Here is an 18054-nt window from a genome sequence, read left to right as displayed (position 1 = left end):
TCCTTGAAAGTTATGTATTTAAAAAGGATCGCTTCCCTGAGCGATCCTTTTTAATATGCGGTTGATTTAAAGCGAAGCGAGGATTCCGTCCGCGATTGCTTGCGCGTAGCGGGATTGATATGTCGGATTCGTAAGTTTCGCACGATCCGAACTGTTCGAGAGGAAACCGAGTTCTGCTAGAATCGATGGCGCTTGTGTGCCGCGAATGACAGCATAGTTCGCATAGTGAACGCTTCGGTTACGCATGCCAGCATACGAGACGAGACGTTGCTGAACGTTCTGAGCGAGGTTGATCGAAGAAGCACCCTTATAGTAGAAGGTCTCTGCTCCATATGCCTGTTCACTCGTTGAAGCATTGATATGAACACTGACGAAAGCAGTCGTCGCATGACTGTTCGCAAGGGCGCTCCGTTCTCCAAGTGACGGGTAGTAATCGTTTGTATAACGTGACATCGTCACATCGACTTTTCCGGCAAGACGTTCAGCGACTTGTTTCGTGACTGCAAGGACGATGTCACGTTCCGTAACGCCGTAACGAACCGCGCCTGCGTCATGTCCACCATGACCTGGGTCAAGGACAAGCAATGGACGGTTTGATGGTGCCGGTTGGAACAGTGTCAGATACGTCGCATCGACATAACCGCTTTGACCACTCGCTGTCCGGACGGCGACGAAGCCTTTCGTTTGATGCCACGGATTCGTGACGACGACAGGGGTCCCCCGACCGAGACGGGCGATTTGACCACTGAGCGTTGAAGTATTCGCACGAAGAGCGACACTGTTACCGGACGAGATCAAGACATACATCTTCGAACCACTGTAGTCAACGTTTCCAGTCGTCGAGGCAGGGACGGAAGCCCCTTTCTTCAAGTATGTCCCCATGACATAACCTGTCTTCCCTTGGTACTGCACCGTATGCCAGTTCGATTTAACGGCGAGGGAGCTGACTGCTGTTCCACTCGGAATCGTTGTAAGTACTTTCCCGGACGTCGAAGGGGACGAACGGAAGTTCAAGCGATCGGTCGTCGTATAGACCGTGGTTTTAGCTGGTGCAGCTACTTTCTTCAAATAAGAACCCGAAACATAACCAATCTTGTTCGCATAGGTCACTTTATACCAATTTCCGCTTTTAAAACTCGATTGTACGCCTTTCCCTTTAGGAATCGTCAACAAGCGATTAGAAGATGTCGTTGCCGCACTACGTAAGGACAACGCATCGGTCGTCTTATAGGACGTCTTCGTAAAGGACGTACCACTCTCAATCTTTTTCAGGTAAGATCCCGTCACATAACCCGTCTTTCCTTTATATGACAACTTATACCAAGAGCCTTTACGGTAGTTTGACGTGACGTTCGTCGTCTTCGGGATCGTCAGTAGTTTCTTCGAAGAGGTCGAATTCGAACTACGTAAATTCAAAGCATCCGTCGTCTGATACGAAGTTTTCGTAAAGGTTGTGCCGGTCGCAGCCGATACAGTAGAAGTAGAAGCGAAGCAACCGGATACCAACGAAAGTACTAAAGCGGTCTGAAATGTTTTAGGTAATTTGCCCATTAAATTTCCAGTCTCCTTTTCGTTAAAATAAGAAAGATATATCTTGTATTAATAGAACTTAAGTATTATTAAAATAGTTAAATCTCGAAATTATATGTTCCGTTTTCATTCCTTTCTGTTAATATGAAGTGTAGCCAATTTATCGGTAAGGATATGAAAATATTACAGGATAATTAAATAATTAAAGAAATTATATATTATCGAGGCAAATTATAGTTTAACATATTTCAAAATACATACAATTGAAACACAACTGAAACATTAATGTATAAAATAGGAAAGAGGGGCAAGGAATGGGGAACAGTGAACACATCTACCGCGAACTAATGGAAATCGAAGAGGAATACCGTCGTCTGCAACGACGCGCCGAGTATTTGATCTCGGAATTAAGCCGTGGAACGGGAGAACATTCGCAAGAAATCGCCGTCACGCATGAGCGTCCGTTAAAGCAACGTCGCGTCAATCAACGGTATCCACTAGAAGTCTACGTGCACCAAATCAGTGATTTAATGCGCGAGCGTGAATCGATGACAGCACGTGATATCCAAATGGAACTCGAGTTACGTTATCGCCACCAAATCAGCAATATCTATCAATTGATGGCGAAAGTCGAACAGGCAAACCCTGCCATTAAGAAAGTCGGACGCGGTATCTATACATATGATCCAGCTGCTGAAGTACCGATCTTCATGTAAGAGCCGCTCGTCGGCTCTTTTTTTTTATGATATAATTCGCGCAGGAGCGTGATGTTACTATGTTATGGACTGCGTCCATCGTCTGTTTTATCGCCGCCTTACTGATCACACCCGTCGTGAAACGCTTTGCGATTGCAGTCGGTGCCGTTGACAGTCCAGACGCGCGAAAAGTACATGTCCGAATCATGCCGCGACTTGGCGGACTTGCGATCTATATCGCGTTCATGATCGGTTATTTTATCTTACAACCTTCGAGTCCGTATGCGACGCATATTCTAGTCGGCGGATTCGTTATTATTTTGACAGGTGCCTTTGATGATCGATTCCAGCTCAATGCCCGTTTAAAGCTGATGGGGCAAATCGTTGCCGCCGTCATTGTCCTCAACGGTGGGATTCGGATCGAGTTCATCAATCTACCGTTCGACCAACAATTATATCTCGGGTGGTGGAGTGTTCCGTTGACGTTCCTTTGGGTCATCGGGATCACGAACGCCGTCAACTTGATTGATGGATTAGATGGTTTAGCAGCCGGTGTCTCAAGTATCGTCTTGTTGACATTGATCAGTCTTGCCGTCATCCAAGGAAACGTCTACGTGACGATCGTCGCGATTCTCTTATTGATGAGTACGTTCGGCTTCTTGTTCCATAACTTTTACCCAGCGAAGATTTTCATGGGCGATACGGGTGCTTTGTTCCTCGGGTATATGCTCGGTGTGTTGTCGTTACTTGGATTCAAGAACGTGACGCTGTTCTCACTTGCCGTCCCGGTCATTTTGCTTGGTATCCCGATTTCCGATACGTTATTTGCGATCGTCCGCCGGGTGTTGCAAGGAAAACCGCCATTCGCACCGGACAAAGCTCATTTGCATCACCGGTTACTTGATCTTGGCTTTACAATGCGCCAAGCGGTCCTTGTCATCTATGGACTCTGTGCAATTTTTGGGATGACGGCAGTTCTCTTTTCTCAGACGAACTCACTTGGGGCACTTGTCTCCCTCGTCATGTTACTGCTTGTTCTCGATATTTTAGTCGAGTCGCTTGGTTTGCTCGGTGAACGCTATCGTCCATTATTGAATTTGTTGGAACGTTTTACATCGAGATAGCGTATGATAAAGACCGCTCAGAAAATGAGCGGTCTTTTTTTAGGAAGGAAGTGTTAGGTTGGAACAACAGTTGAATCAACGCATTATTTATTTAGATGTGTTACGGGGTTTTGCATTATGCGGAATCCTATTCGTCAATATGCCAAGTTTTCTTGGGGATCGATCACATGCGATGATGGGAGAAGCGGACCAATGGATTCGTCTGTTTTTTGACCTTTTCATCCAGACGAAATTCTATACGCTGTTTAGTGCCTTGTTCGGAGCAGGATTCTATTTGTTCATCCAGCGTTTGCGACAAAAAGGATTATCGAAGATGATTTTTGCGCGTCGTCTAGGGATTCTTTTTCTCATTGGACTAGTACATTTATGCTTGTGGCAGGGCGATATTTTACATACGTATGCGTTGACTGGTTTCATCTTGTTATTATTTACGAAAGCAAAGCCGATTACGAAAGTGTTAGTTGCAGTCGTCGGTCAAGTGTATACTTTCCTGATTTACATATCGATTTACCAATATGCTAACGAATTCGGAGATGAATCGAGTATCGAAGAGAATGATTTCTTGCAATCGTTGGTCGCTTCCCGGGATATTGTCGGCTTCATTCACGATGAGATAACCGTTCAACTACCGCAATCCTTTCTGAACACCGGTATCATATGGCCGCAAATTCTGTCGCTGTTCTTAATCGGGGCATTGTTGATGGAACGTTTCAGCACACGACCGCCGACGAATCGTTTTCTCTGGTGGACGCTCGGAATCAGCCTGTTGCTGACGGTGCCATCATTCGTAGGAATCATTCATTCACATATGGACGTACCAGACGGTTCATCTAATCTCTTTTATGTCTGGTTATCAGGTCGGACGCTTGCTATCACCTATGCTTGTGCTGTCGCATTACTCGTCCGTGCTGGACGAATGCGGTGGTTTGCTGGACTGGGACGGATGGCATTGACGAACTATTTAATGCACACACTCGTCTTTACATGTTTCATCTTCCTGAGCGGTCAGTTTGAAACGACGCCTTTATGGCAAGGTCTGTTACTTGTGTTCCTGCTTTTGATTACGCAAGGTATCGCATCAAACAGATATCTAAAGCATCATGCACAAGGTCCCATGGAGAAATTGTGGCGAAAGGGAACATACGGGAAGAAAAATCATTGAAGTTCACGAGAACTTAACAATTTTTATGTAAAATGAAAGATGGAGGTGAAACATGCATCGTCTAATCGAAATCTTTCTAGTGTCGTTTAAGCTCGGATGGACGTCGTTCGGTGGTCCGGTCGCCCATCTCGGGTATTTTTATGAAGAATATGTCAAACGGAAAAAATGGATCGACGAGAAAGCCTATGCTGACTTAGTCGCGCTCTGTCAATTCTTACCTGGTCCAGCCTCGAGTCAGGTTGGAATGGGCATCGGACTGATCCGTGGTGGGGTAGCAGGAGCAATTATTTCCTTCATCGGCTTCACGTTGCCGTCGAGTATCGCCTTGATTCTGTTCGCGCTTCTTGCGACACGGTTCGACGTTGCAGAAGCTGGATTCATTCACGGATTAAAACTGGTTGCGGTCGCGATTGTCGCTGACGCCGTTCTGGGTATGGGAATGAAGCTTGCGACAGGTGCCAAACGCCTGACCTTGATGTTACTGGCGCTCGCAGGCGTGCTCTTGATTGCCCATCCATTGGTGCAAGTCGGAGTTTTACTACTCGCAGGTCTTATTGCCTTCTTCTGGTTCAAAGAAGGAACGGAGACAGGTGGTTCGTTGTCAATTCGCGTACCACGAATGTTTAGCGTCACCGCACTCGCCTTGTTTTTCGTCTTACTCACCGTCACACCGCTTCTCGCTCAAGCGACAACTGGAACCATCCAGCTGACGAGTATCATGTACAGTGCCGGAGCTCTTGTCTTTGGTGGCGGGCACGTCGTCTTGCCGTTTCTTGAGCAATCGCTCGTACCTGGACTCATGAATACGGATACGTTCCTTGCCGGATATGCAGCGGCACAAGCGGTACCAGGACCTCTCTTCACATTCGCGACGTATCTCGGTACGATCATCTCTGGTATTTCTGGAGGCATCCTTGCGACGCTTGCGATTTTCTTACCCGGTTTCTTACTCGTCATCGGTGTTTTGCCGTACTGGGATCGCATCCGAAAAAATCAGTCGGTTGGTCGGATGTTGATCGGGGTCAACGCTGCCGTCGTCGGTATCTTACTCGCGGCATTGTACGATCCGATTTTTACATCGAGTATTAAAAGTGGACTCGACTTCTTGATGGCTTTCGGATTATTTTGTCTGTTACGTTTTTACAAGCAGTCACCACTTCGCATTGTCCTGATCGGTGCAGTGCTCGGGTTTCTTTTCTTCTAATAACAAAGCAGCAGCGGACATTTGTCCACTGCTGCTTTGTTATTAGACGTCACATGCGCGTCAAGAAGACGAGTTCAATCTCATCGCGGAATACGCGTTGAACTTCCGTGAAGCCGAAGCGAGCATAAAGAACGAGCGCGGGTCGGTTACGCGCACCGGTCATGACATGTTTCGCGTGACTGTGTTCGAATAGATGTTGCAACAAGGATCGTGCGATCCCTTGGCGGAAGTATGCCGGATCCACGACGAGACGTGTGATCGTCAGGTCGTCAACCGTCACGGCACCAGCAAGCGTATCGCCTACAAGAAAAACGAAGCCGGTCGGTGCTTCAACGTCGATCTCCTCCAATGTTTCGCGTAATGGTGGGAAATCAATCGCGTCGAGTAACGCAGCTTCCACATGATATGCACGACGTTGCACCTGTAACAGTGACGCGTGATCAGTTGGTTGAAGCGGCCGAATCATCTGCAGCCTCCGTCGTCGTACCGTCCGTCGTCTCGTCAGTCGGTAGGTTGAGTTGTTCCTTCAACGTCGTTTTTGCATCCGCAAGTGAAGTCGGATCAAGTTGGTAGTAGTAGACGCCATTGATTTTCGTATCCGTTCCTTTTAAATCAATCCGGTTGATCGAACCGATTTTTTTGATGAATGGTTGCAATTGGAATGCTTCCGTCAACGACATGTTCGTTTTGAAGTTATCACCGGTCGCATCCATCAGACTGTTCAATTTCGTGATGGAACCGAATGAGGTGGATTGATCGACGATCGCTTCGACGATTTGTTGTTGGCGTTTTGTTCGACCGATATCACCTTCAGGATCTTGATAACGCATTCGGGCATAAGCGAGTGCTTCCTCCCCGTTCAACGTTTGTTTCCCCGGCTCCAATTTGACGCCATTGCGCTTATCGGATGAGTCGAGCGTATCGATTGGTAATTTGACGTCGACATCGATGCCACCTAAGGCGTCAACGATCGCGACGACACCATTGAAGTTGATCGAGGCATAATAGTCGATTGGGATATCAAGTAATGTCTCGACGGTTTCAATCGTTGAATCGATGCCACCGAAGGCATAGGAATGGTTGATCTTATCTTCATAACCAACCGAAGGAATCTGGACAAGTGAATCACGAGGAATACTGACCATATCGACCGTCTGATCATTCTTGTTGAATGTCGCGACGATCATCGTGTCAGCACGTGAGGAGGTATCGCCAGGTCGTTCATCCGTTCCGACAAGCAAGACAGAAAAGTGGTCTTTCGTCAAATCAATCGCAGCTTTTCGTTTCTCAGACTTGTCACCACGAGCTAAATCGACTTTTGAGTCGTTTGCAGTCTGAAATGTCTTGTACGCGACATACGCGAAGGTCGCCCCTCCGCCAATAAGCACGATAAGAAAACTGATCACGAACACTTTGAACAAAGAACGTTTTTCTTTATCTTTTTTTTTATTGCTTCGGGTTCGCTCTTCCACGTTCATTAACTCCTAACTTTATCTGAATTTTTGAAAAACTTTAAAATTCTTTACAATCAGTATAGCAGTTCAGGAAATAATGTCACGTTCGAGGTAGCGTTTAGAGCCGCTTGACAACTCAGCTTGACCATTCGTCATATTCGTCATCCAGTCGAGAAAATCCGGAACATCGGCTGTCTTGACGAGGACGTCGATCTGGACTTGATCGAGGTAATGGATCTGATCAATTGGATGGACGCTTGTCCGCAGTTCGTTCTCGAGTTTTCCAAGCCATGTATAATCGACGGTGACGGAGACGACAGTATGTTCGATCCGTTCGACGACGCCGACTGCGTTCAGTGCTTCAGAAACGCTCGAACCATAAGCGCGGATCAATCCACCGCCACCGAGCTTGATACCGCCGAAATATCGTGTCACGACAACGACCGTATCGCGTAAGTCTCGCTTTTTCAATACTTCAAGCATTGGAACACCGGCCGTTCCGCTCGGTTCACCGTCATCATTCGCTTTTTGGATCTCATTGCGTTCACCGATGACGTAGGCGGAACAATTATGGTTCGCATCGTGGTGTTTTTTTTTCAGCTCGGAAATGAACGCCTGGGCTTGTTCTTCCGTCGTTGCACGCGCTAAATAGGTAATGAATCGTGACTTTTGGATAATGATTTCGTGGAAACCGTTTTCTTTTACTGTATAATAATTAGATAATGTCATAATCAAAAATGTCCTCCTCGTTAACTAGTTCTTTCTAGCATAACGACGTTCCAAGAGAGAGACAACCGTAGACGACTGGCAAGGAATGGAGGGAGTACCATGACGAATGAGATGAGGGAGCGGCTATCCTTGAATGATATCGTACAGAACATCATCGGCGTCGTAGAAGAGAGTCGGGAAGAAATCGTCCGGATTACGGAAAGTTCTCGCGAACAGTATGCCGAAATTCAGCAAGAACTACGCGACCTGAAGATTCGGGTGCACGACTATATAAAAGAAGCAGAACGACTTGAACGGCACATCAAGGATGCGAAGGCGCGACTCGTCGTCGTCAGTAAAAACTTCGACAGCTACTCGGAACAGGATGTCCGGTCGGCCTATGAGACTGCAAACGCGTTGCAGCTCGAATCGTTCATCAATCAACGAGACGAGATGAATTGCCGAAAACGACGTGATGAGCTCGAGCGCCGACTGATTCAGCTCGATGAGACGATAGAACGAGCAGATCAATTGATTGGACGTGTCTCGGTCGTCTTGAACTTCTTGACGGACGATATGCAGATGATGAATGAAAAATATGAAAAGGCGATGCAAAAGCAGGAGATGGGTCTAAAAGTCTTCCAGTCCGCCGAAAATGAACGCCGCCGGCTGTCGCGCGATATGCATGATGGTCCGGCACAGACGCTTGCCCATGTCTTGATCCGGGCAGATTTGATTGAAAAGATTCACCAGCACAATGGGGCAGAGGCAGCTTTTGAAGAGATTCACCGTTTACGGACGTTGATTCGGGATGGGCTTGCTGATATCCGTCGTATCATATACGATTTACGTCCGATGACGCTTGACGATCTCGGATTCGTTCCGACGCTCGAACGTTATCTTCGTCATATTCAAGAAATTTCGAATATTCCGGTTCACTTCAACTATCTCGGAGGCGGTGAACGAATCGATTCGACGTATGAAGTCGCCGTTTTCCGAATCGTGCAAGAAGCCGTTCAAAATGCAGTTAAGCATTCCAAAGCGAGTGACATTCGTATTATCATAGAACAATATCAACATTCCGTACGAATCCATGTAAAGGATAATGGCGTTGGATTTGATTTTGATTCCATCGTCGCGTCGTGTGACGAGTCATTCGGACTCGTCGGTATGCGTGAACGGATCGAATTGATCGATGGTGAATTCGAAATCGAGACGCAACCCGGAAAAGGTACGGTCATCAAGGTAAAGATTCCAATCGAGGAATCCGAAGCGAGAGGGGAAACACTGTGAACAACGAGCAAGTGAAAGTAGTCATCGTCGACGATCATCAGTTATTCCGTGAAGGCGTTAAACGAATTCTTGATTTCGAAGAAGAGTTCGTCGTCGTAGCGGAGGGGGAAAGTGGAGCGGAAGTCATCTCGCTCGTCGAAACCCACCAACCGGATATCGTCTTAATGGATATCAACATGCCGCAAGTCAATGGTGTCGAAGCAACAAAACGTCTGATGGAAGTCTATCCGGACGTCCGTGTCATCATCTTATCGATTCATGATGATGAGACATATGTCATGCATGCACTCGGTGCAGGCGCGGTCGGTTATCTCTTAAAAGAAATGGCAACCGATGAGCTCGTCAATGCGATTCGTTCCGTATACCGCGAAGGTGGCTACGTCCATCCGAAGGTCACACCGAACTTGTTACAGGAATATCGTCGTTTGATGAAGATGAAACAAACGATGGCATCACAGCCTGTTGAAAAACGAGTCGCGGAAGCACCGCTCCACGTTCTAACACGTCGCGAATGCGAAGTCTTACAGTTACTGGCGGACGGCTTCTCAAACCGTGCGATCAGCGATACGTTATACATCAGTGAAAAGACGGTTAAGAACCACGTTTCATCGATCCTTCGGAAGATGAATGTACCGGACCGAACTGGTGCCGTCGTCGAATCAATTCGCCGTGGATGGGTCGTCGTCTAATATCTCGAAAGACAGGAGCCGGGGCTCCCGTCTTTCTTTTTTTATCCAAGGAAAAATGCTACACTTAAAAACGATTGTGGCGTGTCACATTCGGCAGCGTCACGACGGAACTATAAAAGCGAGGAAATTCACGGATGAGCCAGATTGTGATCTTAACGGATAGCACAGCCTATCTGCCAACTACCTATTGTGAAGAACATCAAGTGCACGTCGCACCACTTAGTGTCATCTTCGACGGTGACGCCTATCGAGAAGGGTTTGACATCTCAGTAGCTGAATTTTATAAACGCATCCAGACGGGCAGCCTCCCGACGACATCACAACCGAACATCGGTGATCTCGTTGCGTCGTTCGAGCAATTGCCGGAAGGAACGGATATCATCGGTATCACACTATCGAGTGGGATCAGTGGAACGTATCAAGCGTTACATACGATCAACATGATGGTGGAGCATGTTAACGTTCATCCAATCGATTCACGTATTTCCTGTATGCCGCAAGCGTTTCTCGTCCAAGAAGCCGTTCGTTTGCGAGATGCAGGAGCGACGGCAGAGACGATCGTTAATCGTCTGGAGACATTAAAAAAACAGATTCGAGCCTACTTCGTCGTCGACGATCTAGCCCACCTTCAGCGTGGTGGACGTTTGAGTGTCACACAGGCATTCGTCGGCTCGTTTCTGAAGATAAAACCGGTCCTTCACTTCATCGACGGGAAAATCGTTCCGTTCGAAAAAATCCGGACGTTCAAGCGAGCGGTCAATCGAATCGAGGAAATGATGAAGGAAGACATCAAAGGGGACGGAGCAGGATATGTCATCGGTGTCATCCATGCGGAGGATTCTATGAAAGCAGAAGCAGAAATTGCCGAACTAACGGCACTTTTCCCGCAGGCGCGCATCGAGATGAGCTTCTTCGGACCCGTCATCGGGACACACCTCGGACCTGGTGCAATTGGGATCACGTGGTATCATGCAGCGGAATGAACAACATAACCGATAAAACAGATGAGCAACAGGAATTCTCTTACATTGAGAATACCTGTTGCTTTTGTTTTGTCAAAATCCTCGATTTTCATGAATGATTCTACTTACGAGGACTTTTAGAGGCATAATGTACGCTATTCTCTTAAATTGACTGAGGAAAAAAGCGATGGAGCAGGAACGTATGCGGACAAGGAGATACCAGGCATATGCGAGAAAGGAACGTCACAGAAAGGAGAGGTCATGATGATGGATCTTCGAGGACGACTCGTACCTGCTGAATGGATAGATACACCAAACGAAACATATCGATACATGCCAGCCGTAACATGGCGTTGTCAACGGTGTGGTGCACTACCAGTACGAGGTGCCTGTACATGTGGAAAAGCCTGTTATTATTGTCGAAAATGTCTCGCTTATGGCAAATTGCGAAGCTGCGGGAGGCTCGTGACGGATTTGGAGGCGCTTGATCCAGTGATCCCGTCGCAACACGGACCATTGTTGTTGACGCCGGCGCAACTGCGCATCGCACAAGCAATCCAGCAGACCGTCTTGCGTCCGAAACGACTTCTTGTCCATGCCGTGTGTGGTGCCGGAAAAACGCCGATGCTCTTTCCAGGAATCGCCGACGCCCTTACAAACGGACGACGTGTTCTTGTCGCAGCACCTCGGGCAGATGTCGTCCGAGAATTGACAGGACATTTGAAGCGAGCATTCGCAAATACGTCCATTGTCTCTTTATACGGTGGTTCGTCGGAGCGTCTCGAGTTAGGTGACATCACGGTCAGTACGACACACCAATTGATTCATTACCGGCATTGTTTCGATGTCGTCTTCTTGGATGAGGTCGATGCCTTCCCTTACCGGATGGACCGGACGTTGCACCGGTACGTCAAACGAGCAATGACGAAAGACGCTGCCTTGATTTTATTAAGCGCCACCCCTTCGTTTTGGCATCGACGCTTTCCGATAGTCCGACTGATGCGGCGCTATCACGGGTATCCGTTACCGGTACCAAAGCTCGTCGTACCTTATACCGAACAGATCGTATTCGATTGGTTGGCGCGTCATGCTGCTGTACCACGGCTCGTGTTCGTCTCGCGTATTGCGGAGCTTGAGCGATGGCAGAACCGATTCGCAGATGCAGGCTATACCGTCGAGACGGTCCATGCCGCGGATTCAGAACGAGTCGAGAAGGTCCGACGCTTTCGACAATCGACAGGAATCTTACTGACAACGACGATTCTAGAGCGGGGTGTGACGATCGAAAACGTCCAGGTTGCGATTCTTGATGCCGATCAAGGATTCAGTACGGCAGCCTTGATTCAAATCAGCGGACGTGTCGGACGATCGTCGGCGTATCCAGATGGTGACATTTTATTTTGCGCCAATGACCGAAGTGATGCGATGTATGAAGCGATCCATCACATTAAAAAAGCGAATGCCGTGCAACCATGAATCGATGTTTATTCTGTCAAGAGGTCTATCTACCTAGTTGGGAACTCGGAAATCTATGGACTAGGCAAGTGACCTGTCCGACCTGTAAAATAAAGTTTGTAAAAAGAGGGGAATGCGTCGATTGTGGAAAGCCGGGTTCGCCATGCTGTTCAGATTGTACGGTGTGGCGGCAGCAAGGGCTGACGCTCCAGACGACACCTCTTTATCTGTACAATGATGCAGCCAAGGAATTCATGCGTCGGTTCAAGTTTCTCGGAGATACTGCGTTGCTTGAGATGTTTACCGATGACTTGAAGAAGGTAAAAATCAAACAAGCTGTTCTTGTTCCGATACCGTTAAGCACCGAGCGTCTCGCAGACCGTCGTTTCAATCAAGCGGAGTTGATCGCACGCCAGATGCGTGGGAAAATCGCGCCGTATTTGAATCGTTTGGAGGGTCCTGCCCAAAGTAAGGCAGGACGACAGGCTCGTCTTGCGCGAAGTAATCCGTTTTGCGTGACGAATGACGTCAAAGGGAAGAACATTGTGCTCGTCGATGACGTCTACACGACAGGTGTGACTCTTCGGCAGGCAATGTCTCGACTGAAGGAGGCAGGCGCAAAAGAAATTTCTGCTGTAACTTTATTTCGAAGTGTTTAAGAAAGCGACAATCCTGCCGATACTCTATATGAGGTGAAAGAAATGGATGTCATCAATTGTAAATCTTGCGGAAAGTTAGTCGTGCGTCAATCTTCAGAACTGTGTATTGATTGCATACGAAAGGATCATACGGATTTTGAGAAGGTGCGCGAATTTCTGCGAGAACGACGAAAAATCCGGACTTCACCTAAAGATGTCGAGATCGGAACGGGTGTCAGTCGAGATACCGTCTTCCGTTACATCAAGGAAGGGCGCTTATTGATCTCCGAGATTTCCCAAATGGAAATCATGTGTGAGAATTGCGGGAAGCCCTCCCGTGAAGGCACGATTTGTGCCGCATGTCGTGATCGTTTACGACGTGACCTCGCCCAGGCGATGCTTGACTCTTCTGACTCTTCGAAACCAAGGACGTATCGGACTTGAACTAAGAATCTTGTAGTCTAGAAAGCAGGTGTTCACATGCGAATTGATTCTACGAAATGGGTGAACATGCCCAAAACGTACGAAAGAACTCAATCAGTAGAAGGAACAAAAAACCAACGCACGAACCGTCCGGACGAAGTCAGTATCTCAACAGAAGCGCGCGCGCGTTTTAATGAGACACAGACGTCACGGACTGAAAAGATTGAATCCCTCAAGCAGGCGATCCAGGATGGAACCTATAAACCGGACGCGAAAAAAATCGCGGAACGTTTCTTGAACCTGTAAGCGGAACATCGTAGAAAATGGAGGCGACTCGGGGCACGGATGCGCGGGTCGTTTTTTATATGAATGGAACCTTTTTAATTCGGAAGGAGAAACCGAATGCAACTCATCAATCAGCTTAACGAGGCGCATGCTCATTTACTTGCGCTCGCAGAAGAAAAGAAGCAAGTCTTGGTTGCAAATGACATGCGTCGCTTGTCTGAAATCGTCAAGGAAGAACCCGTACATATCAAACGGATCGAAGGACTAGAACAAGAGCGGCTCGCACTGATGGGGAGCGTGACGATGACGGAATGGATCGCGACGCATCCGGAAGATGTCGACTCACTCCGGACATTGTTGCAGACGATCGGTCAGTTGCGGCAGCTGAATGCACTGAACGCAGAGCTGCTCGAGCAATCGTTGCACTATTTGGATTGGCATCTCCAACTCTTGATTCCAGAAGCAGACGACTTCACATATGGTCAGTCCGCACTGAACCAGACACACTTTAACCGAAACGCGTAAGGAGGAATACGGATGGGATCGACTTTCATGGGGCTTGAGACAGGACGTCGGGCATTAACGACGAACCAGTGGGCCCTGCAATCGACTGGAAATAACATTGCGAACGCCGGTACGGAAGGATTCTCTCGTCAGCGTCTCGTCATGGGAACAACAGAACAGCTTTCGATATCGCTTGGATCTGGCCGAAATGGTCAAGTCGGAACGGGTGTCCGCGGAGAAATGATCGAGCGGATTCGTGACATCATGCTCGATAAGCAATACCGGGATGAAGTGACGAAAGTTTCCTATTACGGCACGAAGGAAGCGGCGTTCGGACGGATGGAAGATATCATCAATGAACCGTCGGATACGGGTCTTGCGAAGGCATTCGACGGATTCTGGGAATCACTTCAGACTTTGTCGACGAATCCGCAGGACTCGGGTGCACGCAGTGTCGTCCGGCAAAAAGCAGAGACGCTCGCACAGACCTTCAATTATATGTCGAAGGCAATCAATCAAGTCAAATCAGACTTAAAAAGTGAAATTGATGTCTCGACGAAAAAAGTCAACGATCTCTTGCAAAAAATCAATAATATCAATATCGAGATTCATACGGTCGAACCACTCGGTGCTCTTCCGAATGCGCTTTATGATGAACGTGACCGCTACTTAGATGAGCTCGCACAATATACCGACTTCGAGAAAGTAGCTGTCGACGCGCAGGACATCGGGAATGGCAAGATGGGGAATGCGTTACGCAACGCGGAAGGACGAATCGACATTGAGCTGAAGATGCCTGACGGGACGAAAATCAAAGTCGTTGACGCAAAAGCTGCATCAGCCGTGACGCTCCGATTTACCGAAAATACCGACGGGATTTACAACGGTCTTGAAGTGAACGGAGTAGCACAAACGTTTGATACGACCAAGGGATTTACGACGGGACGCTTATCCGGATTGCTCGAGATGTATGGTCAAGAACGAAACGGTCAAGCTGTCGGTGAATACGTCAAGATGGAGAGTCAACTTGATGAGATGGCGAAAACATTCGCCGATGCGTTCAACGCCGCGCACGCGACGAACTTGAAAAAAGACGGGACAGCGGGATCGAATGCGTTCTTTGCTTCGACAAGTGGCGACATCACGGCAGCAACGATTTCCGTCGGTGCGGACATCAAAGCGAGTCTCGATAACATTGCAACGTCGACGGACGGGAACATCGGTGACAGCCAAGGGGCGCTGAAACTGGCGAAGATGAAGACAGCAAGCATTACGTTTACGAAGTCGAACACGACGACGACGATCGGCTCGTTTTATCAAAACGTCATCGGCAACATGGCGGTCTCGACCGACCAAGTCGCGCGCCTCGGAAAAAGTGCCGCTGTCTTGATGGAGAGTGCGGACCAGCGGCGTATGTCGATGTCTGCCGTCTCGATCGATGAAGAGATGACGATGATGATTCAGTATCAACACGCTTATAATGCAGCAGCACGAAATATTACGACCGTCGATGAGATGCTCGATAAAATCATCAACGGTATGGGACTCGTAGGACGGTGATGAATAGATGAGAGTAACACAAACGATGTTGACGAAAACGAATATCGGGCACTTATCCTCTAGCTACCAGCGCTTGAGCACGCTTCAAGAGCAATTGATCAGCGGGAAGAAAATTCAGCGTCCATCCGATGATCCGGTCGTCGCGATGCAGGGCGTGCGTTACCGGACGGAAGTACGAGAAGTCGAACAGTTCAAGAAAAATGCCAGTGAAGCAACGGGCTGGATGGACTTGACGGATTCGGCCCTTAACGAAGTCACGTCGGCGATGAGCCGGATTCGTGAGTTGACAACACAGGCGGCGACGGATACGTATGATGCGACACAGCGTAAAGCGATCCAGAGCGAGGTCGGTCAATTGATCGAACACATCGGGACGCTCGCGAATACGAAATACAATGAAAAAGGGATCTTCAACGGGACGAAGACGGATACGGAATTCGTCTCGATGGACGGATTGCGTGATTACTTAGCAAGTGCTTCAGGTCCTGTTGATGGTGTCTTCACGGATGGAGATCCGACAGGTAAGGAGACGGAATCAATTCAATATGAAGTCTCTTCCGGTATCGAAGTCCAAGTCAACATCTCGCCACTTAGCGTCTTTGGACCGGGAACGTTCCAGACGTTGAAAAAAGTCTACGATGCCCTAGGGACGAATGCTGACAATAATGGAGCTGCTTTATCCGGTATGTTGAAGGATATCGATGAGATGGTGAACGGCACGGTCGAGACGCGTGCGGATCTCGGGGCACGGGTCAACCGGATGGATTTGAACACGTCACGGCTCGAGGATCAGGAAATCATCGCAAAGACGGTCATGTCGGATAACGAAGACATCGAGGCGGAAAAAGTCATCATGGAACTGAAGTCGTACGAAACGTTACACCGAGCGGCTCTCAGCGCCGGAGCACGAATCATTCAACCAACGTTACTCGATTTCCTACGATAAGGGGTGAAGGCAGATGAATCTTCCACATCTTGAAATGCGTCAGACGGCAGCACGAATCGGGATGAACATCACGCGTCCGCAAATCGAGCAGAAGCAGACACCTGCCTCCCTTTCGATCGAACAGCCTCGCGGGGAACTGTCGATTGAAACCGTCGCGGCACGTCTTGAGATCGATTCGACACAAGCCTGGATCGAGATGGGGCGTGTTCCTGCGCTCGAGTCCGTTCGGCAGTACGCTGCCTACGGTCGACAAAAGGGACAGGAAGCGGTCGCGCAGAGAGCATCGGAAGGGGATCAACTGATGCGGATCGAGCAAGGTGGGGGAACGGTCGCGCGGATTGCAAAAACTAACGACGCACCGCCTGCCGAAGTGACGACACTCGGATTCATCCCGCGGAGTCTTGATCGGGTCAAGACGACTTTTACACCAGCGGAAGTCCGATTGAGCTACACCGCGAATCGTCCGAAGATCGATGTCGAAACGCATCAACCGGAGCTGACCGTAAAAGACGGACAGGTCGAGATTTTCTTACAAGAACAAAATCAATTGAATATGTGGCCGGTTGGTGGCATATTCGACGGGGAAGGATAACGACATGCAAATCGAAACCGATTTTTTTGGAACTATCACGATTGACGAGACGGAAATCATCACTTTCGCGTCCGAATTACCAGGTTTTCCGGACGCGAAGCGCTTCATCCTGCTCCCATTTGGAGAGGGCGTACCATTCTGGTCGTTTCAATCGATTGATCAGCCGGAGTGTGCGTTCGTCGTGACGAACCCGTTCTGGATTGATCCGGAATACGTCTTCGAGTTACCAGACGCAGCGAAAGAACAGCTCGGGATCGAGGATACGGCGCAAGTCGCTGTCTATACGACGGTCACGTTACGAGATCCGTTCACGACGTCGACGACGAACTTACGGGCACCCTTCGTCATGGAGACGAAACAACGACTCGCGAAACAAATCATCTTAGACGATACCTATACGAATCGTCATCTGATCGGCAGCCTGACGGAAGTAGGTGGTCGCTGATGCTCGTACTCAAACGAAAGACGGGAGAAGCGATTCAAATCGGTGACGACATTGAACTGACGATTCTTGCGATTGAAGGCGATCAAATCAAGCTCGGTATCAAGGCACCGCGACAGGTCGACATCCACCGGAAGGAAGTCTACTTGTCGATCCAAGAAGAGAACACGGAAGCCTCCCGTAGCACAGGGTTGATCGGACAACTCTTGAAACAACAGGAAAAATGATTCCATTTGAATGTCATTGGAACGTATTTTTCTTGTGAACGATACGCTTCAAACGAGGATGAAAAGACTCCCTTTGCCTGAATCTAGCGCAAAGGGAGTCTTTCTTATCATGAAACGAATGCTGAAACGCGTTGAATCGTGTATAGTAATGGAGAGAAAAG

General features: G+C 48.4%; 21 protein-coding genes. 17 read left to right on the top strand and 4 right to left on the bottom strand.

The features are described 5' to 3' along the window. Positions 1-66: 66 nt before the first annotated feature. On the bottom strand, positions 67-1551 hold the full coding sequence (locus VJ374_RS13245; RefSeq protein WP_329469094.1) for an N-acetylmuramoyl-L-alanine amidase family protein: 1485 nt from the start codon (positions 1549-1551) through the stop codon (positions 67-69). Positions 1552-1844: 293 nt separating this feature from the next. Here VJ374_RS13245 and VJ374_RS13240 point away from each other — a divergent pair, with 293 nt between their 5' ends. Genes VJ374_RS13240 through chrA form a run of 4 tightly spaced genes read left to right on the top strand, consistent with a single transcriptional unit; the run spans position 1845 to position 5715 of the window. Next, complete coding sequence (locus VJ374_RS13240) at positions 1845-2246, top strand: Rok-like winged helix domain-containing protein (RefSeq protein WP_035410150.1); 402 nt, start codon at positions 1845-1847, stop codon at positions 2244-2246. Between the two features lie 59 nt (positions 2247-2305). After that, a complete protein-coding gene (locus VJ374_RS13235) occupies positions 2306-3349 on the top strand; it encodes a glycosyltransferase family 4 protein (RefSeq protein ID WP_035410148.1) in 1044 nt (347 codons plus the stop codon). Positions 3350-3407: 58 nt separating this feature from the next. Beyond that, positions 3408-4511, top strand: a complete 1104-nt coding sequence (locus VJ374_RS13230) for a DUF418 domain-containing protein (protein ID WP_290785647.1) — start codon at positions 3408-3410, stop codon at positions 4509-4511. Between the two features lie 52 nt (positions 4512-4563). After that, positions 4564-5715 (top strand): chromate efflux transporter, encoded by a 1152-nt coding sequence (gene chrA, locus VJ374_RS13225; protein WP_329469088.1) that lies wholly within the window; start codon positions 4564-4566, stop codon positions 5713-5715. Between the two features lie 49 nt (positions 5716-5764). Here the strand turns inward: chrA and VJ374_RS13220 are convergent, their stop codons facing one another. The 3 genes from VJ374_RS13220 to VJ374_RS13210 all read right to left on the bottom strand — a co-directional run bounded on the left by VJ374_RS13220 (position 5765) and on the right by VJ374_RS13210 (position 7898). Then, positions 5765-6181: a GNAT family N-acetyltransferase gene (locus VJ374_RS13220; protein WP_329469086.1), complete on the bottom strand. Its 417-nt coding sequence runs from the start codon at positions 6179-6181 to the stop codon at positions 5765-5767. Next, a complete protein-coding gene (locus VJ374_RS13215; protein WP_329469084.1) occupies positions 6156-7121 on the bottom strand; it encodes an LCP family protein in 966 nt (321 codons plus the stop codon). The genes VJ374_RS13220 and VJ374_RS13215 overlap by 26 nt, the downstream gene beginning before the upstream one ends. A 135-nt stretch (positions 7122-7256) precedes the next feature. Further along, positions 7257-7898: a YigZ family protein gene (locus tag VJ374_RS13210; RefSeq protein WP_329469082.1), complete on the bottom strand. Its 642-nt coding sequence runs from the start codon at positions 7896-7898 to the stop codon at positions 7257-7259. A gap of 129 nt (positions 7899-8027) precedes the next feature. Between VJ374_RS13210 and VJ374_RS13205 the strand changes: the two genes are divergently transcribed. The 13 genes from VJ374_RS13205 to csrA all read left to right on the top strand — a co-directional run bounded on the left by VJ374_RS13205 (position 8028) and on the right by csrA (position 17893). Further along, positions 8028-9170 (top strand): sensor histidine kinase, encoded by a 1143-nt coding sequence (locus VJ374_RS13205; RefSeq protein ID WP_329469080.1) that lies wholly within the window; start codon positions 8028-8030, stop codon positions 9168-9170. Beyond that, on the top strand, positions 9167-9859 hold the full coding sequence (locus VJ374_RS13200; RefSeq protein ID WP_029342537.1) for a response regulator: 693 nt from the start codon (positions 9167-9169) through the stop codon (positions 9857-9859). Before VJ374_RS13205 ends, VJ374_RS13200 begins: the two co-directional genes overlap by 4 nt. A 134-nt stretch (positions 9860-9993) precedes the next feature. Beyond that, the gene (locus tag VJ374_RS13195; protein ID WP_290752500.1) at positions 9994-10842 is read left to right on the top strand and encodes a DegV family protein; all 849 of its coding nucleotides are present in this window, start codon (positions 9994-9996) and stop codon (positions 10840-10842) included. A 243-nt stretch (positions 10843-11085) separates the two neighbouring features. Then, entirely contained in the window at positions 11086-12297 is a 1212-nt protein-coding gene (locus tag VJ374_RS13190) for a helicase-related protein (protein WP_290785632.1), read from the top strand. Between the two features lie 161 nt (positions 12298-12458). Next, positions 12459-12935, top strand: coding sequence for a ComF family protein (locus VJ374_RS13185; protein ID WP_329469074.1), 477 nt, complete (start codon positions 12459-12461; stop codon positions 12933-12935). 144 nt (positions 12936-13079) lie between these two features. Then, positions 13080-13358 (top strand): hypothetical protein, encoded by a 279-nt coding sequence (locus tag VJ374_RS13180; RefSeq protein ID WP_155960182.1) that lies wholly within the window; start codon positions 13080-13082, stop codon positions 13356-13358. A 36-nt stretch (positions 13359-13394) separates the two neighbouring features. Continuing rightward, entirely contained in the window at positions 13395-13643 is a 249-nt protein-coding gene (gene flgM, locus VJ374_RS13175; RefSeq protein ID WP_035410118.1) for a flagellar biosynthesis anti-sigma factor FlgM, read from the top strand. Positions 13644-13739: 96 nt separating this feature from the next. Further along, positions 13740-14147 (top strand): flagellar protein FlgN, encoded by a 408-nt coding sequence (locus VJ374_RS13170; RefSeq protein ID WP_329469071.1) that lies wholly within the window; start codon positions 13740-13742, stop codon positions 14145-14147. Between the two features lie 12 nt (positions 14148-14159). After that, positions 14160-15686, top strand: a complete 1527-nt coding sequence (gene flgK / locus VJ374_RS13165; protein ID WP_329469069.1) for a flagellar hook-associated protein FlgK — start codon at positions 14160-14162, stop codon at positions 15684-15686. Positions 15687-15693: 7 nt separating this feature from the next. Continuing rightward, the gene (gene flgL / locus VJ374_RS13160; protein ID WP_214852452.1) at positions 15694-16632 is read left to right on the top strand and encodes a flagellar hook-associated protein FlgL; all 939 of its coding nucleotides are present in this window, start codon (positions 15694-15696) and stop codon (positions 16630-16632) included. A gap of 13 nt (positions 16633-16645) precedes the next feature. Next, entirely contained in the window at positions 16646-17224 is a 579-nt protein-coding gene (locus tag VJ374_RS13155; RefSeq protein WP_329469067.1) for a DUF6470 family protein, read from the top strand. A 4-nt stretch (positions 17225-17228) separates the two neighbouring features. Further along, positions 17229-17669 carry a flagellar assembly protein FliW gene (fliW, locus tag VJ374_RS13150; RefSeq protein ID WP_056063060.1) on the top strand — a complete coding sequence of 147 codons (441 nt, stop codon included), beginning with the start codon at positions 17229-17231 and terminating at the stop codon, positions 17667-17669. Continuing rightward, on the top strand, positions 17669-17893 hold the full coding sequence (gene csrA / locus VJ374_RS13145; protein WP_035410102.1) for a carbon storage regulator CsrA: 225 nt from the start codon (positions 17669-17671) through the stop codon (positions 17891-17893). The genes fliW and csrA overlap by 1 nt, the downstream gene beginning before the upstream one ends. Positions 17894-18054: the final 161 nt, after the last annotated feature.

This window comes from Exiguobacterium sp. 9-2 (genome assembly GCF_036287235.1).
Lineage (GTDB): Bacteria > Bacillota > Bacilli > Exiguobacteriales > Exiguobacteriaceae > Exiguobacterium_A.
Note: the sequence above shows the minus strand (reverse complement) of the source record. Positions and strands in the feature narration are given on the sequence as shown.

Coding starts and splice junctions, on each gene's coding strand:
- VJ374_RS13245 (WP_329469094.1), bottom strand. CDS start 1,551: ATGGGCAAATTACCTAAAACATTTCAGACCGCTTTAGTACTTTCGTTG.
- VJ374_RS13240 (WP_035410150.1), top strand. CDS start 1,845: ATGGGGAACAGTGAACACATCTACCGCGAACTAATGGAAATCGAAGAG.
- VJ374_RS13235 (WP_035410148.1), top strand. CDS start 2,306: ATGTTATGGACTGCGTCCATCGTCTGTTTTATCGCCGCCTTACTGATC.
- chrA (WP_329469088.1), top strand. CDS start 4,564: ATGCATCGTCTAATCGAAATCTTTCTAGTGTCGTTTAAGCTCGGATGG.
- VJ374_RS13220 (WP_329469086.1), bottom strand. CDS start 6,181: ATGATTCGGCCGCTTCAACCAACTGATCACGCGTCACTGTTACAGGTG.
- VJ374_RS13210 (WP_329469082.1), bottom strand. CDS start 7,898: ATGACATTATCTAATTATTATACAGTAAAAGAAAACGGTTTCCACGAA.
- VJ374_RS13195 (WP_290752500.1), top strand. CDS start 9,994: ATGAGCCAGATTGTGATCTTAACGGATAGCACAGCCTATCTGCCAACT.
- VJ374_RS13190 (WP_290785632.1), top strand. CDS start 11,086: ATGATGGATCTTCGAGGACGACTCGTACCTGCTGAATGGATAGATACA.
- flgM (WP_035410118.1), top strand. CDS start 13,395: ATGCGAATTGATTCTACGAAATGGGTGAACATGCCCAAAACGTACGAA.
- VJ374_RS13170 (WP_329469071.1), top strand. CDS start 13,740: ATGCAACTCATCAATCAGCTTAACGAGGCGCATGCTCATTTACTTGCG.
- flgK (WP_329469069.1), top strand. CDS start 14,160: ATGGGATCGACTTTCATGGGGCTTGAGACAGGACGTCGGGCATTAACG.
- flgL (WP_214852452.1), top strand. CDS start 15,694: ATGAGAGTAACACAAACGATGTTGACGAAAACGAATATCGGGCACTTA.
- VJ374_RS13155 (WP_329469067.1), top strand. CDS start 16,646: ATGAATCTTCCACATCTTGAAATGCGTCAGACGGCAGCACGAATCGGG.
- fliW (WP_056063060.1), top strand. CDS start 17,229: ATGCAAATCGAAACCGATTTTTTTGGAACTATCACGATTGACGAGACG.
- csrA (WP_035410102.1), top strand. CDS start 17,669: ATGCTCGTACTCAAACGAAAGACGGGAGAAGCGATTCAAATCGGTGAC.